10 protein-coding genes are annotated in these 16,605 nt (G+C 68.4%); all 10 read right to left on the reverse strand.

The genetic code is table 11. The annotated features are described in order from the left end of the window. Positions 1-66: 66 nt before the first annotated feature. Positions 67-4,782 (reverse strand): NAD-glutamate dehydrogenase domain-containing protein, encoded by a 4,716-nt coding sequence (locus tag OJI97_RS08405; RefSeq protein ID WP_297662608.1) that lies wholly within the window; start codon positions 4,780-4,782, stop codon positions 67-69. Between the two features lie 326 nt (positions 4,783-5,108). Beyond that, complete coding sequence (locus tag OJI97_RS08410; protein ID WP_297662609.1) at positions 5,109-6,443, reverse strand: hypothetical protein; 1,335 nt, start codon at positions 6,441-6,443, stop codon at positions 5,109-5,111. Positions 6,444-6,542: 99 nt separating this feature from the next. Further along, positions 6,543-6,923, reverse strand: coding sequence for an OsmC family protein (locus tag OJI97_RS08415; protein ID WP_297662610.1), 381 nt, complete (start codon positions 6,921-6,923; stop codon positions 6,543-6,545). 89 nt (positions 6,924-7,012) lie between these two features. Further along, the gene (locus OJI97_RS08420; RefSeq protein ID WP_297662611.1) at positions 7,013-8,311 is read right to left on the reverse strand and encodes a sugar MFS transporter; all 1,299 of its coding nucleotides are present in this window, start codon (positions 8,309-8,311) and stop codon (positions 7,013-7,015) included. A gap of 50 nt (positions 8,312-8,361) precedes the next feature. Next, entirely contained in the window at positions 8,362-10,827 is a 2,466-nt protein-coding gene (locus tag OJI97_RS08425; RefSeq protein WP_297662612.1) for a glycoside hydrolase family 3 protein, read from the reverse strand. A gap of 109 nt (positions 10,828-10,936) precedes the next feature. Next, positions 10,937-12,136: an MFS transporter gene (locus OJI97_RS08430; RefSeq protein ID WP_297662613.1), complete on the reverse strand. Its 1,200-nt coding sequence runs from the start codon at positions 12,134-12,136 to the stop codon at positions 10,937-10,939. Continuing rightward, on the reverse strand, positions 12,129-13,184 hold the full coding sequence (locus OJI97_RS08435) for a LacI family DNA-binding transcriptional regulator (protein WP_297662614.1): 1,056 nt from the start codon (positions 13,182-13,184) through the stop codon (positions 12,129-12,131). The genes OJI97_RS08430 and OJI97_RS08435 overlap by 8 nt, the downstream gene beginning before the upstream one ends. A gap of 104 nt (positions 13,185-13,288) precedes the next feature. After that, positions 13,289-14,788 carry a tryptophan halogenase family protein gene (locus OJI97_RS08440; RefSeq protein WP_297662615.1) on the reverse strand — a complete coding sequence of 500 codons (1,500 nt, stop codon included), beginning with the start codon at positions 14,786-14,788 and terminating at the stop codon, positions 13,289-13,291. Continuing rightward, positions 14,785-15,813, reverse strand: a complete 1,029-nt coding sequence (locus OJI97_RS08445) for a cupin-like domain-containing protein (protein ID WP_297662616.1) — start codon at positions 15,811-15,813, stop codon at positions 14,785-14,787. The genes OJI97_RS08440 and OJI97_RS08445 overlap by 4 nt, the downstream gene beginning before the upstream one ends. After that, the gene (locus OJI97_RS08450) at positions 15,806-16,525 is read right to left on the reverse strand and encodes a SapC family protein (RefSeq protein WP_297662617.1); all 720 of its coding nucleotides are present in this window, start codon (positions 16,523-16,525) and stop codon (positions 15,806-15,808) included. The genes OJI97_RS08445 and OJI97_RS08450 overlap by 8 nt, the downstream gene beginning before the upstream one ends. Positions 16,526-16,605 lie beyond the last annotated feature (80 nt).

Genomic DNA, 16,605 nt, shown 5'->3' on the forward strand with positions numbered 1-16,605 from the left:
GCTGCGACTAGGCAGCAAGCTGCCAAGTCTCGCTGCCCTCCCCTGAAGGGGAGGGCGGGTTCACCGTTACCGCCCCAGCAATCCGCGCGCTTGCCCCGCGATATGCGAGAGCATTGCGCCGTTCGGGTTCGGGATCGTCCGCGCGCGGTCGACCGTGGCGCGGAACTGCGCGACGCGCGGGGCATTGTCGGCGAGCCATTTGGTCACCGCCTGGTCGAGGTCGCCCTTCGGCAGCCCGGCGAGGAAGCCGAGCCGCATCTGCTGGAAATCGCGCGCGAGGCTGTTGACGAGCAGGCGTTCCCACGGGTCGGCGGGGCTCATGTGCGCCGCCAGCGTCTGCGCCCAGTCGAGCCCGAGCGCTTCGCCCAAATGGGTGAAGGCGCTGGTCACCGCGACCTCATCGTCGCCGCGCCGCGCGGCGAGGTCGACGATGCCGATCGCGCCGTCGGTCTTGAACAGCCGCACCACCGCCGCGGTCAGCGCCTCGGGCGCGCCGGCGTCGAGCAATTGCTGCGCGAGCATGTCCCACTGGCCGCGAACCGACGCGCTGAGCAGCGTGTCGACGGTCGCGGTCAGGCGATCGACGCCGGGTTCGAGCCGCGCGACGATCGGCCCCGGCTGCGCCAGCGCCGGGCTGACGCGGAGCAGGTCGGCCATCTGCGAGGTCATCGCCGACGCCGCCTGGCTGAACAGCGACAGCCGGATGCCCTCGTCGATCTTCGCGGCGTCGAGCGCGCTCCACAAATCCTTCATGTCGAGCAATCGCTCGACCGCGACGAAGGCCGCGGCGACCTCGCCGAGCGAACAGCCTTCCTCCTCGACCAGCTCGAAGGGATGGACAACGCCCATGCGGTTGATCATCCGGTTCGCGAGCTTGGTCGCGATGATTTCGCGGCGCAATTGATGCTCGGCGATCGCGGCCCTGAAATCGCGCTGCATCTCGGCCGGGAAAGCCGCGGCGAGATCGCCGGCGAGCGCCGGATCGTTCGGCAGTTCGCTGTCTTCGATCGCGTCCTGCAACGCGAGCTTCGCGGTCGACAGCAGCACCGCGAGCTCGGGCCGCGTCAGCCCGCGCCCTTCCTGCGCGCGGCGGAGCAGTTCGTCGTTCGCCGCCAGCCCCTCGACCTTGCGGTCGAGCCGGCCCGACGCCTCGAACGTCTCCATGATCCGCACCAGGGACGGCACCGCCGCCGACCCGCCCTTTTCGGCGATCGACAGCGCGAGCGCCTGCAGCCGGTTGTCCTCGAGCACCAGCGCCGCGACATCGTCGGTCATGCGGACGAGCAGCGCGTCGCGGTCGTCCTGCGCCAGGCGCCCCTCGATCATCTCGCGGTTCAGCGCGATCTTGATGTTGACCTCGTTATCCGAGCAGTCGACGCCCGCGCTGTTGTCGACGAAGTCGGCGTTGATCCGCCCGCCCTTCGCCGCGAAAGCGATGCGCGCCGCCTGCGTCACGCCCAGATTGGCGCCCTCGCCGATGACGCGGACGCGCAGATCCTCGGCATCGACGCGCAGCGCGTCGTTGGCGGGATCGCCGACCTCGGCATTATTCTGGCTCGCCGCCTTCAGATAGGTGCCGATACCGCCGAACCACAGCAGGTCGACCGGCGCCTTGAGGATCGCCGAGATCAGCGCCGTCGGCTCGATCTCCGCCTGCGACAGGCCGAGCACCGCCTGCACTTCGGGGCTGAGCGGGATGCTCTTCTGGCTGCGCGCGAAGACGCCGCCGCCCTTCGAGATCAGCTTCTTGTCGTAATCGTCCCAGCTCGACCGCGGCAGCTTGAACAAACGGTCGCGTTCCTTCCAGCTCTTCGCCGCGTCGGGATCGGGATCGAGGAAGATGTGGCGGTGGTCGAACGCCGCGACGAGCCGGATCGACTTCGACAGCAGCATCCCGTTGCCGAACACGTCGCCCGACATGTCGCCGCAGCCGACGACCTGCACCGGGTCGCTCTGCACGTCGATGCCCATTTCGGCGAAGTGCCGCTGGACCGAAATCCACGCGCCCCTGGCGGTGATGCCCATCGCCTTGTGGTCATAGCCGTGCGAGCCGCCGCTCGCGAACGCATCGCCGAGCCAGAAGTCGCGTTCCATCGCCAGCGCATTGGCGACGTCGGAGAAGGTCGCGGTTCCCTTGTCGGCGGCGACGACGAAATAGGGATCGTCGCCGTCGCGGATCACGACGCTTCTGGGATGCACCACCTTGCCGCCGACCAGATTGTCGGTGACCGACAAGAGCGAGCGGATGAAGATGCGATAGCATTCGGTGCCCTCGGCGAACCAGGCATCGCGGTCCTCGGCCGGGCTGGGCAGCGCCTTGGGATAGAATCCGCCCTTCGCGCCGGTCGGCACGATGACGGCGTTCTTGACGCGCTGCGCCTTCATCAGCCCGAGAATCTCGGTGCGGAAGTCGTCGCGGCGGTCGGACCAGCGCAGCCCGCCGCGCGCGACCGGGCCGGCGCGCAGGTGCACGCCCTCGACGCGCGGGCTGTAGACCCAGATCTCGCGCCATGGCAGCGGCTTCGGCAGGCCCGGAACCTGGCTCGAATCGATCTTGAACGCCAGCGCCTCGGCGGCGGCGGGCGCGAAGGCGTTGGTGCGCAGCGTCGCGCCGATCACCGCGTGGAACAGCCGCAGGATGCGGTCGTCGTCGATCGACGCGATATCGGCGAAATCGGCAAGGATTTCGGCGCCCAGCGCCTCGGCGCGCGCGGCATCCTTCGCCTTGGGATCGTGCAGCGCGCGGAAACGCTCGACGAGCGCCGCGGTCAGCTTCGGCGCGTGGCGCAGCGCCGCGACCACCGTGTCGAGGCCATAGGAGGAGCCGCCCTGGCGCAGATAACGGAACCAGGCGCGCAGCCAGACGATCGCCTGCGGATCGGTCTGCGTCACGAGGACGAGCTGGTTGAAGGCGTCATTCTCGGCCTGGCCGTCGAGCACCGCGGCGATCGCCTTCTCGATCGTCTCGACATGCGGCAGCAGCGCGGTCTCGTCGACCGACGCAGGCAGGCGCAGCGAGAAATCGTGGATGAAGGTCGGCTGTTCGCCCGCCTCGTCGTCGGCGGTGCGGACGTGGAGTTCGGTCGGGATTTCCTCGAGCACCTCGAAACCGAAATGTTCGAGCGCCGGAACGACGTCGGACAGCGCGAGCGGACCGGCGGCGCTATAGACCTTCAGCCGCAAGCGATCGTCGCCGTCGAGGCTCTTCTTCGCGAGGCGGACGCTGCGCGGATGCTCGGCATCGAGGTCGCGCAGCCGCAAGATGTCGCGCGCCGCTTCCTCGGGATTGTAGAGGTTGCGGTAATTGGCGGGAAAGAGCGGCGCGAAGCGCGCGGCGAGCGCCGCGGCACGGCCCGCGTCGCCGCGGCGGGCGAGCGCCGCCTCGACCTCGGGCTGCCAGCCGCGCACCATCTGTTCGAGCTGGGTGCCGAGCGCGTCGGCATCGGGGACCACGCCGTCACCGCGCAGGTCCAGCGTGAAGCGGAGCAGCGCGGCGCCGCCATCCTCCAGCACCATCGTCCAGCCGATCACCCCGGCCCTGGCCTCGCGCACCAGCAGCGATTCGACCGCGAGGCGGCGGCCCGTCGACACTTCGTCGCGCGGCAGCCACACGAAGGCGAAGAGGTGACGGCCGAGCGCGCTGCGCACCATCACGATCTTCGGCCGGGGGCGGTCGGTGATCGACATCGAAGTCAGCACCAGCTCCTCGAGCGAGGCGCTGTCGAAGGCGATGAGCAGGTCGTGCGGCAGCGCGGTGAGGGCGTGGGCGAGCGCCTTGCCCGCGTGGCCCGTCGGGTCGAAGCCGAATTTCGTCATCAGCGCCTGAAGCTGCGCACGCAGCACCGGCACCTTCGCGGGCGGGGTCGACAGCGCGGCGCTGGTCCAAAGCCCCGCGTGGATCGACAGCCGCTCGGCCTTCTTCCCCTGATATTCGGGGACGACGACGAGATCGAGCAGCACGCGGCGGTGGACCGCCGACAGGCGGTTCGATTTGAGGAGGAGCGGCGAAGCGCCGCCCCGGTCGAAATAGTCGAAAGCGGCCTTGAGCGCGTTCGGAGAGAGAAGCTGGCCCGCGCTGCTGGTCGAAATGCCGAGCGCGTCGTGGACCGCGCCATCGCGGGTGCGCCATTCGTGGCCGAGCTGCGTCATCGCGCCGCCCTCGAACCAGCGCAACAGTTCGGCGGCTTCGCCGTCGGCGCGCATCGCGGCATCGGCGAGCATCGCGGCGCGCATCGCCTTCCAATCGGCCACCGCCGCGCGCACGTCGGCGAGCGAGGCCTCGAGCGCGTCGAGCAGGCGCCGGCGCGCGCGCGCGTCGCCGCGCTCCAGTTCCATATAGATCACCGATTCGCGGCGATTGCCGGACTTGCCCGCATCGGCGCCGGTCAGCCGGCCCTTCGCGTCGCGCTCGACCGAGACGACGGGGTGAAGGATGCGGTGGATCGCCAACCCTTGCGAACTCACGATCTGCGAGGTCGAGTCGACGAGGAACGGCATGTCGTCGTTGACGACCACCAGACGCATCCGGCGGTCGGGACCGTCGCCCGCCATCGGTTCGAGAAGCAGCGACGGCTTGCCGTCGCCGCGTTCGAGCGACGCGCGCGCGGCGAAATCGCCTGCGGTCGCGAGCATCTTCGTATCGAGGTCGTCCCCCTCGCCCGGAAGCGCGCTTCCGGCGAGCGCGGCCTGATAGGCCTTGGAGATGGAGGGAGCGATCTTAACAGCGGCGGGCGCCGCCGAAGAGGATTCGGCGTCGGCGGATTCGGTCAATTTGGAAGACATAGGGTTGCAGCATCCCGAACGAAAAGAGGCGGGTCGCTGCCGGGGGATGGCAATGACCCTTTCGCATCCGCTCCTATGCGCCTGCGGCGCGCACGGCTCAACCCCTTGGCCGGGTCCACGCAAAATAATTTCAACTTTCGGATTTCCTGTTGCGCAGCAGCGAATTGGGTCGGGCCGCGCTTCGTTTCTTCGCGATCCTTCGAGAAAACTTGTCGACCGGATGGCGGCGTGGGAAAGTATTTCGCGCAAAGGCACGAAGGAGAAGAAATGGAGAATAGCGGGCTTCCTGCTTTCACAGGAATGACGGGAAGTTATCGGACTTGACCCTAAACGCCGCTGATCGGGACCGCCTTCTTCGCGAGCCGCGCGACCAGCGCGGCATCGTCCGCCGCCTTGGCGACGATTCCGATGTGACCGCCGGGCATCGCGCGCGCGATCAGCACGACGAATTCGGCATCGCCCGCATCATGTTCGAGGATCAGCGCCGGATGAGCGCCGCGAAGCGCGTCCAGCTTCGCAGCGGTGTCGGCCTGGTCCGGCGCATCGGCCCTGCGGCGCGCGCGCGCGTCTTTGACGAGCCCCTTGAGGCCGCCGGGATAGCGGTCGAGATAGGCCGCCAGCGCCCCCGCGCCGACCCCTTCTTCCTTCGCGTGGCCAAGCGCGCAGGCATATTCGGCGAGCCGCGTCTTGTCGTAGCCCGCGCCGAAGACCAGCTTGACGACCGGCGTCATCGGCGCCCGCTCCTGCGCCGCGATGCCGGCGTCGGCGAGCAGTTCGGCGAAAGCGTCGGGCCGCGCGTCGGCGGCAAGCGCGAAATCCCACGCCTTGCCGACCGCCTGATAGAGAGCGGAGCGGCTGCGGCTGTCGGCGGCAAGCGCGCGCTCGGCGGTTTCGCGCGCCAGCGCCAGCCAATCGGCGAGTTCGGCGTCGGCACCCGGAAGCGCATCGGCATCGGCGTCCTCGTCGAGGGTGTCGGCCTCCGGCATCGCGCCCTCGTCGGCGAAGGCGGCAAAGCCTGGTGCGGCGTCGGCTTCATCCTCGATATGCCCCGAATCGGGTCCGTCGGCCCACACCGGCACCGGCGCGGTGAGCGGCGCGGCGCTGCGCAGCGCCTGCTCGACCGAAAGCTGCAGTTCCTCGGCCTGGTCGGCGGGCGCGGCTTCCTTCCAGTTGATCACGCCCATGATGAAATCGATCGTGTCGTCGTCGGACGAAAAGGGCAGCAGGATGCCGCGGTACATGATCGTCACGCCGCGATCGCTCACGAACTCGGCCTCGAAGCCGATCGGCGCGCGGTTGGCGATGATCTGAAGATAATGGTCGGTCAGCCGCGACAGCAGCGAGCGGCCCGGAATCTGGTTGATGTAATGAACCTCGTCGTCGATCCCCGATTCGGCGCGCAGCCGCTCGCCGATATAGGAAAGGCCCGGATTCTCCATTCCCGCCGTGAAGTCGAGCAGCACCGAATAGGGACCGAAGTCGGCGCTTTCGAGATTCAGGTCCTCGACCGAAGGATAAGCGCGGTCGGCCAGCAGCGAAGCCCAATAATTATAGGCCCTGACCTGCATCCGCCGTTCGTCGACCCCGACCATGGGCGGCGCGTCGATGGCACCCTCGTCCTGATCGTGGCTGCCCGAAAGCAGTCCGCGCAAGCTGTCCATCACATGTCCCCAGTCGCAAACATCGGACGATGTCATGCACCGGGAGTGGTAAAGGCGGCGTAAACGATGGCAAAAAGGCGCGCGGCGATCCGCGCATCGTCACCCCAGCCGCGTGTCGATCGGCAGGCCGTTCTTCAGCGTCAGCGTCACGGGGGTGCGTTCGGCGATGTCGGCGAGGCGCGCTTTCTGCTCGTCGTCGAGCCCGGCGATGGTCAGCGTCCGCGCGATGCGGCGCTCCTCCTGCCCGTGGAGGCGAAGGCCGACCTCGAGCGATTCGAGCGGCCAGCCCTTGCGGTCGGCATACATGCGCAGCGTGATCGCGGTGCAGGCGCCGAGGCTGGCGAGGAGCAGGTCGTAGGGCGCGAAGCCCGCGCCCTGTCCGCCGAGCACGGGCGGTTCGTCGGCGACGAGCGCGCGGCCGCCGACCTCGATCTCGGTGCGATAGCGATCCTTGCCGATGCGCGCGATGCCCTGGGCCATGGCCTTGCTCCTGCCGTGCGCGCGGACGGTGCGCGCGCGTCAGCCATGCCCCGTCGGGACAGGCCGCGCAAGCAGGCGTCGCTTGCCCGCTAGGCCGTCGCGCGCCGCGCCGCCCACAGCCCGAAACCCGCGATAATTGCGTAGCAGATCAGCGGCACGGCCAGCGCGAGCCGGATGTTGCCGCTGATATCCGCCACCGTCCCGAACAGATAGGGGACGATCGCGCCGCCGACGATCGCGGTACACATGATGCCCGATCCCTGCGGCGTCTGCTCGCCCAGCCCCTCGGTCCCCAGGCTGAAGATCGTCGGAAACATCAGCGAATTGCACAAGCCGACGAGAATCAGCGCCCAGCCCGACACCGTGCCGGTCGTCACCGCCGACAGGATGATCAGCGACATCGCCCCGGCGGCAAAGATCGCGAGCACGCGCCCCGGCTTCGCCAGCCGCAGGATGAAGCCGCCGAGCAGCCGGCCAACCAGCGCCCCCAGCCAATAGATTGCGACCAGCTTGCCCGCGGCCTGAAGATCCAGCCCCATCACGCTCGGTTCGCCGAGATAGGCGATGAGGTTCGAACCGATCGCCACTTCGGCGCCGACATAGGTGAAGAGGCACAGCGCGCCGAACTGGACGCGACGATTGTGGACGAGCAGGCCCCAGGTGCCATCGAGCTTCACGTCTTCGGCCCTGGCGCGGTCAAGCGCCGAACGAAACATCCAGAACAGCGCCGCGATCACCAGCATCAACAGGCCGAGCCACATATAGGCGGTGCCGATCGACGCCCCCTCGGCGACGCGATAGGCCTGAATTTGCGCTTCGCTCGCGGTCCCGGCGTCGAGCGGCTGCGAATCGCCGAGCAGGAAGGTGGCGCCGCCATAGACCATCAGGAACACGCCGATCGAATTGAACGCCTGGGCAAAGGTCAGTCGGCTGTGCGAGGTTTCGACCGGCCCCAGCGTCGTGATCACCGGATTCATCGCCACCTGCAGGACCGTGATCCCCGCGCCGATGCAGAAGAGCGCGGCGAGGAAGCCGGGGTAGGATGCCGCGGCCGACGCCGGAATGAACAGAAAGGCCGCCGCCGCGACGATCGCGAAGCCGAGCACGAAGGTGCGGATATAGCCGAGCTTCGACATGATGATGCCGGCGGGAATCGAAAAGGCGGCATAGGCGATGAAGAACGCCATCTGCACCAGATTCGCCTGCGCGTGCGTCAGGTGGAACATCGGCTTGAACTTGCCGACCAGCAGGTCGTTGATGTTGGTCACCCCGCCGAGCAGGAAGAACACCGCAAAGGCAAGAATCAGCACGACCCGCGTGCGGCCGCCGCTTTTGCCCGCCTCCGGGTTCGAATCGCTGCTCGTCGCGACATTCGGCGCCAAGGCCATAGCGTCTCTCCCCCTTATCCCATTCTACCCCGGTCCATCCGCGGGTCTGGTCATTTTGCCGCGGGCGGACAAGCCAGATTTTCACCGACCGCTTCGACATTCGTATTCACCAGCGTCAGCGCCAGCCCCTTGTCGCCCGCGATCGTCACCGGGGCATCGACATGCCCGAGATCGGCGCCCGCGTCGGCGAAGCAGCGCAGCGGAACCTTGATCGTCGCCACCTTGCCTGCGGGCGCCGCCGCGACGAGCGCGGTCAGATCGAAGGCCCTGCCGCCGAACGCCAGCGTCGCCGGACCCGCCGCATCGATCCGCCAGTCGATCCTGAGCGCGAAGCTGTTGCCCAACTGCCGCGTCATATCGGCGGGCGGACCCGCGAGGCGGAAGGAAGCCGGCCCCGTCCAGACGAAGCTCTTGCCATCCTCCTGCGCCGCGACGTCGACCGAGCGCGCGCTGAGCAGGCCGTAACTGCTGTCGACCGGCGCCGATTCGACCTGCCGCGAGCCGCCGGCGTCGATGATCGAGAGCAGCCACGGCGCGCGGGCGCGGCCGCCCGAGAAGAAATTGGTGACATTGAGCATCGCCACTATGTCGACCCCGAGGTTTTCGGAAAGGTGCGGCACGGTCTTCCGGTCGGCATAGGTAAGGCCATAGCCGACCGCGAACTCGGGCTTTTCGATCGGCGAGCGCGCGTCGGCGGGCCAGGCAAAGGGCAGCGTGCCGGTGAAGTCGCGCGCCGCCTTGCCGTCCCGCTGCGCGACCAGCACGTCGGCGATGCCCGCGCCCTGCGACCCGGGCAGCCACGCCGCGACGAAAGCGTCGGCGGCGTTGATTTCGGGATTGGTGAACAAGGGCCGCCCCGACAGAAAGACCGCGACGACCGGAATCCCCCCCGCCTTCAGTTTCTTGAGGACGGCAAGATCCTTCGCTTCGGCGGGCTGATAGTCGAGCGTCGGGACGTCGCCCTGAAATTCGGCATAGGGACGCTCGCCGAAGACGACGACCGCGACGTCGGGCTTTTCCACATAGGCACCGCCCGCCGACAGCGTCGCGGTCCCGCCCGCGTCGCGCACCGCCCGGTCCATCGCTTCCCAGATCGTCTGGCCGTTCGGGAAATCGGCGTGGGTGACGTCGGTGCCCTGCCAGCTGATCGTCCAGCCGCCCGCCTGCATCGCCATGTCGTCGGCGCCGGGACCGGTGACGAGCACGCGCGCGCCGGGCCGGATCGGCAGGACGCCGCCGTTGTTCTTCAGGAGAACGAGCGATTTCGCGACCGCCTCGCGCGCGATCGCCAGATGCTCGGGCGCGCCGACCGCCGAAACGTCGCCGCGGTCGACATGCCGGGCGTCGAACAGGCCGAGCTTATATTTCACGCGCAGGATGCGCCGCACCGCATCGTCGAGCCGCGCCGCCGTGATGCGCCCGTCCTTCGCCTCGGCGAGCGTCGAAGCGTAGAGCCCCTTCCAGCTGTCGGGCGCCATGATCATGTCGAGCCCCGCCATGATCGTTTGCGGGCAATCGGTGACGCTGCATCCCGCGACCTGGCCGTGGCCGTTCCAGTCGCCGACCACGAAGCCCTGAAAACCCATGCGGCCCTTGAGCGCGTCGGTGAGCAGCCCCTTGTTGCCGTGGTTCTTGACCCCGTTCCAGCTCGAAAAGCTCGCCATCACGGTCAGCGCGCCGGCGTCGATCGCCGCGGGATAGCCCTGCGCATGCTTCGCGATCAGTTCCGCCTCGCCGATCCGGGCGTCGCCCTGATCCTTGCCCTCGAAAGTGCCGCCATCGGCGAGGAAATGCTTCGCGGTCGCGGCGACATGCGTGCCGTCGACCGGCCGCCCGGCGACGAGCGGCCCCTGCAGCCCGAGCACCATCGCCTTCGCATAATCGGCGACGAGCTTCGGGTCGGACGAATAGCCTTCGTAGCTGCGACCCCAGCGCAGGTCCTGCGGCACCGCGAGCGTCGGGGCGAAGGTCCATTCGATGCCGCTGCCCGCGATCTCGGCGGCGGTGACTTGGCCGATGCGCCGGATCAGTTCGGGATCGTGCGCGGCGCCGAGGCCGATATTGTGCGGGAACAGCGTCGCGCCGGGGACATTATTGTGGCCGTGAACGGCGTCGACGCCGAAGATGATCGGGATCGCGACGCCATTGGCCTGCGGTTTCAGCGACACGGCGCGGAATGCGCCGACCAGCTTCGCCCAATCCGCCGCGCTCGACCGCTCGTTCCCGTTCGGCCCGCTGTTGCCGCCCGCGAGGATCGAGCCGAGCGGCCAGGTTTCGAGATCCTCGGGCGTGATCGCGCTGATGTCGGCCTGGATGAGCTGGCCGACCTTCTGCTCGATCGTCATGTGCGCGATCAGCGCGTCGATCCGCGCTTCGGTCGCGGCATCGGTGATCGCGGCGGGGCTGTTCGCTTCCGGCCAGCGATCGGGATGGACCGTCGCCGAACCCGGCGCGGGGCTGTCCGCCATCGCCATGCCAGCGCTTCCCGCCAGCAGCAGCGCCATCGCCAAAGCCATCGCCTTCCGCATCGTCTCTCCCATCCTCGATATCATACTTGTGAACGTTATCAATTTTTCTCTCGCACAGCCCCTGCGCGAAATCAAGCATCCTGTTGGGTGGGCGGACTCAGGCGGTGCGCGGCATGGTGGCGAGAAGCAGCACCGCCGCGGCCGCCAGCGCCGCGAGGAGCAGGAACAGCGCGTCGAAGCCGAAGCCGGGGACGAGCGAAATGGTGAGCCACGGCATGATCAGCGAAGGGATGGTGTTGGTGAGGTTGAAGATGCCGAGGTCGCGCCCGCGACGGTCGGGGCGCGGCAGGACACGCAGCGTCTGCCCGGCGTGAAGCGACAGAAAGGCGGTCGTCGCGATCCCGAAGACCAGATAGGCGGCCTTCGCCGATGCGGGATCGGCGGCGAGCGCCATGCCGATCAGCCCCGCGCAGGTCAGCACCGCCGCGGCGGCGAGCGGCACGAAGGGGCGGCCGTGGCGGTCGGCCCAGCGCCCGGCGAGCAGCGCGACCGGCACCGCGATGGTCAGCGCGAGGCTGAAGATTCGCGCCTTCTCATGGTCGCCCATCGCCGGGTCGATCGACCGGAACCAGAAATAGAGATAGGCGAAAAGCGCCGCCTCGGCGATCTGGATCAGCAGCCGCGCCAGCCACATGCGGACGGCCGGGCGCGCAACGGGGCGCTCGGGGCGGGGCTCGACCGCCATCAGTTCGGGAAAGGCGCGTGGGCGGCCGAAGAACAGCGCGGGCAGGATCGCCGCCGCGACGAGCAGCGCGATCGCCGTCACGCGCTGCTCCATCGATACGAGGCCGGGCAGGGTGACGAGCGCGCCCGACCAGGCGCCGAGCGCGGGCGAGAAGGCGAGGAGGCCGCCGAGCAGCCCCTTCTGCGCGTCGGGAACGGCGTCGCCTGCCCAGGCCGACAGCGGCCCGAGAATCATGTTGAGCGCAAGCTGCCACGCGAGCAGCAAGGCGAGCAGCGTCGCCACGTCCTGCGCGTGCGGCACCGCGAGCAGCAGCGCGATGGTGAGGATCAGCCCCGCCAGCACCCACGGACGCCGGCTTTGCGTGCGATCGCTGAGCCAGCCGAAGAGCAGCCCGCCCGCGCTCGCCGCGAGCGCGCCGAAGAAGGTCAGATAGCCGAGCCAGCGCACGTCGTCGGCGCCCGCGAGGTCGGCCATGCGCGCGGGAAGCAGCAGGGTCAGGAAGGGCACATAGGCGATTGCGCCGCCCGCGGCGGCGAGCGCGTAGAGCAGCAGGAAGCGCACCGACTGGCGGCGCGGCGGCGCGGCACCGTGAGCCAATGGGTCGTCAGTCACCGGGGGGCGGCGCCGTCGATCCGCGCTCGATCAGGCTGCCGCTGACCACCGTCGGCACCTTGGGCAATTTCTCGCCGCGCTGCGCCGCGATGATCAGTTCTACCGCGCGCGCGACCGTCGCCGCCACCGGCTGGTCGACCGCGGTCAGCGGCGGCTGAGCGAAATGGACGATCGGCGTATTGTCGAAGCTGACCAGCGACAGGTCGCGCGGCACGTCGAGCCCGCGCTCGCGCGCGACCTCCAGCGTCGCGAGCGACATCTGGTCGTTGCTCGCGATGATCGCGCTCGGCGGGGCCGCGCCCTCGAGCAGGCGCCGCGCCGCCGCCTCGCCCGAGGCAAAACTGAAATCGCCCTCGGCGAGCAGCCCCTCGACCGGCAGCCCCGCCGCCGCCATCTCGGACTTCCAGCCGTCGATGCGCCAGTGGCTGAGGTCATATTCGACCGACCCCGAAATGAAGCCGATGCGCCGGTGGCCGAGCCCGATCAGGTGCCGCGTCGCACGCGCCGCCGCTCCTTCGTCGTCCATCGTCAGCGCGATCCCCGCCTCGCCGCCGTGCGAGCCGATGCGCGCGAAGGGAATCTTCTGCGCATGGAGCAGGCCCACGATCAGCGGATTGTCCGAATGCGGTGGGGTCAATATCACCCCGTCGGGCTGAAGCGCCGCGATCGTCGCGCGCAGTTCGCGCTCGACATGGTCGGTGTGCGTGTCGACCAGCTCGAAGATCATCCGATAGCCATATTCGGCGCATTTCAACATGCCGCCGAACAGCATCTGGTCGACCCAGTCGGTGCCCTGCCGCGCTTTCCAGTCGGCGATCGTGCGTTCGCGGTCGTTGATCGCGAGGATCAGATAGGATCGCGACCCGCTCATCCGCTGCGCCGCGATCGACGGGACATAGCCCAATTTGTCGATCGACGCCTGCACGCGCTCCTTCATTTCGGGGCGGACATTCGGCTCGTTGTTGATGACGCGGCTGACCGTCTGCAGCGACACCCCAGCATCGGCCGCCACATGCTTGATCGTCACCGATTGCCGCCGGCGCCCCATCAGTCCGTTCCGTTCCCCACAACTTCACATCGCGCCCTGCTAGCGCCGCCACCGCCGCATTGCCAGATACGAACCCGCTCGATTCCCATCTTTTTCATGGCTGGTCAGGCGGCTTGCGGTGCCGCTGCGCCGCAATAGCGCGCGACATAGGCGTGATGCTCGGGCAAGGTCGCGGCGGTGCGCGCGGTGCTGTCGCGCAAGCCCGCCATGAAGCGATCGAGCTCGTCGGGCGACAATTTCTCGGCGATCGGATGCCAGCTTTGCGGCTCGATCCCCTGCCCCATCATCACCTGCACCCAGCTATTCTCGCCGAACAATTCCTCATTCTTGCGGAACACCCGGCCGGTTTCGCGGAACAGTTCGATCTTCTGCTGCAGGCTGTCGGGGATCGGCATCGCGGCGACATGGCGCCAGAAGGGGCTGTCGCGGCGCTCGGTCGCCTTATAGTGCAGGATCACGAAGTCGCGGATCTGCTCGATGTCGCGGCGCTGCTGCTCGTTGAACTCGATCGCGTCACGCTCGCTCACCCGGCCGTTGGGCATCAGGCGGATGAAGCGCAGGATCGCGCGCTGGATCAGATGCACCGTCGTCGCCTCGAGCGGCTCGACGAAGCCGCCGGCGAGCCCGACCGCGACGCAGTTGCGGACCCATTGCCGGCGCCGCGCCCCGCCGCGGAACTTGATGTCGATCGGCTCGACCAGCGGCTCGCCGAGCGACGACAGCAGGCGGTCGAGCGCCGCGTCGCGCGACAGATAGCGGCTCGAATAGACGATCCCCGCGCCCATCCGGTGCTGGAGCGGAATGCGCCATTGCCAGCCCGCATCGTGCGCGATCGCGCGCGTATAGGGCATCGGCGGCCCCTGGTGCTTCGACTGGAGCGCGACCGCGCTGTCGTTGGGCAGCCAATGGCCCCAGTCCTCGAACCCCGCGTGGAGCGCGCCGTCGATCAGCAGGCCGCGAAAACCGGTGCAGTCGACGAACATGTCGCCCTCGACGCGCCGCTCGCCGTCGAGCAGCAGCGCGGCGATATTGCCGCTCTCGCCGTCGAGTTCGACCTTCTCGATCTTGCCCTCGACGCGCTTTGCCCCATCGGCCTCGGCGAGCCCGCGCAGGAAGCGGCCATAGAGCGTCGCGTCGACATGATAGGCATAATTCATCCGCTCTTCGGGCAGATGCGCGAACTTGCCCTGCAGCCCGGCGACGAGTTCGAGGCAATAATCGTCATAGCTGTGCGGATAGCCCGCGGCGCGCGCGCGCAGCCAGAAATGCTGGAAGCCCGCCGACCAGTGATCCTTGCCGCTGAGGCCGAAGCTGTGGAAATAGCTGTCCCCGTCCTGTTTCCAATTGTCGAACAATATGCCCAGTTTGAAGGTCGCCTGCGCTGCGCGCATGAAATCGGGCTCGGGAATCCCGAGGATGCGGTTGAAATTGACGAGCGGCGGGATCGTCGATTCGCCGACCCCGATGGTGCCGATCTGCTCCGATTCGACGAGCGTCAGATCGACCGTCGCCCCCATCGTCCGCGCGATCGCCGCCGCCATCATCCAGCCCGCGGTCCCGCCCCCGGCGATCACGATACGGCGAAGCTGCTTGCCCTCGGTCATCTGCTCAACGTCCTTAGTAGAAAGGCGCGCAACCGCCCCGCACTCTCCAAAGTGAGAGGAGCGAGAATGCCGCGTGCCGGCGGAGGAATATGGTCGGTCGCCCGGCCGTCGTTGTCGAAGACATAATGGTCGAACAGGTCGCGCCAGATCGCCTTGTCCGCGGGCGCCATGTCGCGGATCGCGAGGATCGCGTGGTTGAGCGCTTCCTGCGGCTGGCCGAACCAGGCCGGGGTGCGGCGCCACCAGTAATTGACCAATATGTTGAAGTCGGCGAGCGCCTCGACATGGTGCCACCACATCGAGGGGATGAAGATCGCGTCGCCGGGTTCGAGCTCCGCCGTCTGCGCGTGCGCCATCGCCTCCGCGAAGCGCGGATAAGCGGCAAGGTCGGGCGCGGCGAAATCGACCATGCTGACGGTGCGGCCGGCGGGGGTATTGTCGATCGGCCCCAGATAGAGGTTGCGGAACTGATCGGGCGGAAACAGCGTGAAGCGGCGGCGCCCCGCCGCGCAGCAGGCGAGATTGTCGGGATAGTCGTTGTGCGCGGCGATCCGCGTCCGCGTCCCGATCCAGATGCTCTTGAGCGGATCGCGCGCGCCGAGATCGATCGGGTTCGCGGCGTCGAGCCCGTCGAAATGCGTCGGAATGTCGATCGAGGCGAGATAGACGGTGCGGATGTCGCCCAGCTCCTCGCCCTTCGCCAGCCCCGCGAAGATGTCGGCGAGCTTTCCGGTGCCCGTGCGGAAATTCATCGCCATGTCGGCGTCGTAGAACAATCGCCCGTCGTGTCCCGGCGGGCCGATCGAGACCTTGAACGCGCGGTCGCGGGCATGACCCAGCAAATGGCGCCGCGCCGCCTCCGCCGAGGCCTTGCCCGCGGCGACGAGCGGCCAGCCCGCGACGAGCCCGCGCAGCACGAAGGGTTCGCACGCACCGTCCAGCAGCGCATCGAGCCCCGTGTCCCGCCATTCGCGTTCGGGCACGCGCGCGGCGCGGGCGTCGATCGGGGCGTCCCGCTCAGCCATCGCGCCGCCTGCGGTTCTTGCGCCGCGCGAGTTCCGCGAGCTGCGACAGCGAGGCGAGCGCCATGAAGATCGGCATCAGATGCCCCGCCGCGTGCAGCGCGCCAAGCGCATCGGCATCGAGCGCGCGCAGCCGCGCCTCGTCGATGATGTGAAAGCCGACGAGCGAATGGAGCGATCCGTCGCCCAGCGTCACCTCGAAGGTGAAAGGTTCGAGCAGGTCATGCCCGGCGAGCGCGTCGAAGAAGGCGCCGCTCTCGCGATAGCCTTCGTCGAGTTCGCCGAGCTTTTCGGCGATGCCTTCGAGGAAGGGCGTCGCGAGGCCGTTCGCGTCGAACAGCCGCACGCCGTCGTCTCCCTCTGCGATGCGCGGGTGCGCAAGATCGACATGCACCTGCCCCGGCCCCTCGCCGTTCGCCGCCCGGCCGATCAGGAAAGGCTGGATCGCCAGCGACAGCGGCCGATAGCCCGCGTCCCAGCTCGCGCCGTCGAGAAAGAGATTTTCGCCCGTCTCGAACCCCAGCAGGGCGACCGCGAAAAAGCGCCCCTGCCCCGCCTCGCGCCGGAAGAGGATCGGGAAATCGGCCTGCACGCGGCGAAATTCGGACGGCACGATCAGCGTCGCCATCACCCCGTCGCCCCATTCCGTCCCCGCGTCGGCGCGGACGCGAAGGTCGCGGTGGCTGTTGGTGTCGAGAGGGGCGTGGCTGGTCATCCGATCCTTTGTCTCCCGTTCGGCAGCGGCCGTTTTCGCCATTGGGAACGTTCCTACGCCACCCGCCCCCGCCCGTCACG

Origin of the sequence: Sphingopyxis sp. (genome assembly GCF_025869345.1) — a bacterium.
In the GTDB taxonomy this organism is placed as follows: Bacteria; Pseudomonadota; Alphaproteobacteria; order Sphingomonadales; family Sphingomonadaceae; genus Sphingopyxis.

Coding starts and splice junctions, on each gene's coding strand:
- OJI97_RS08405 (WP_297662608.1), bottom strand. CDS start 4,782: ATGTCTTCCAAATTGACCGAATCCGCCGACGCCGAATCCTCTTCGGCG.
- OJI97_RS08415 (WP_297662610.1), bottom strand. CDS start 6,923: ATGGCCCAGGGCATCGCGCGCATCGGCAAGGATCGCTATCGCACCGAG.
- OJI97_RS08410 (WP_297662609.1), bottom strand. CDS start 6,443: ATGGACAGCTTGCGCGGACTGCTTTCGGGCAGCCACGATCAGGACGAG.
- OJI97_RS08445 (WP_297662616.1), bottom strand. CDS start 15,813: ATGGCTGAGCGGGACGCCCCGATCGACGCCCGCGCCGCGCGCGTGCCC.
- OJI97_RS08450 (WP_297662617.1), bottom strand. CDS start 16,525: ATGACCAGCCACGCCCCTCTCGACACCAACAGCCACCGCGACCTTCGC.
- OJI97_RS08435 (WP_297662614.1), bottom strand. CDS start 13,184: ATGGGGCGCCGGCGGCAATCGGTGACGATCAAGCATGTGGCGGCCGAT.
- OJI97_RS08425 (WP_297662612.1), bottom strand. CDS start 10,827: ATGGCTTTGGCGATGGCGCTGCTGCTGGCGGGAAGCGCTGGCATGGCG.
- OJI97_RS08420 (WP_297662611.1), bottom strand. CDS start 8,311: ATGGCCTTGGCGCCGAATGTCGCGACGAGCAGCGATTCGAACCCGGAG.
- OJI97_RS08440 (WP_297662615.1), bottom strand. CDS start 14,788: ATGACCGAGGGCAAGCAGCTTCGCCGTATCGTGATCGCCGGGGGCGGG.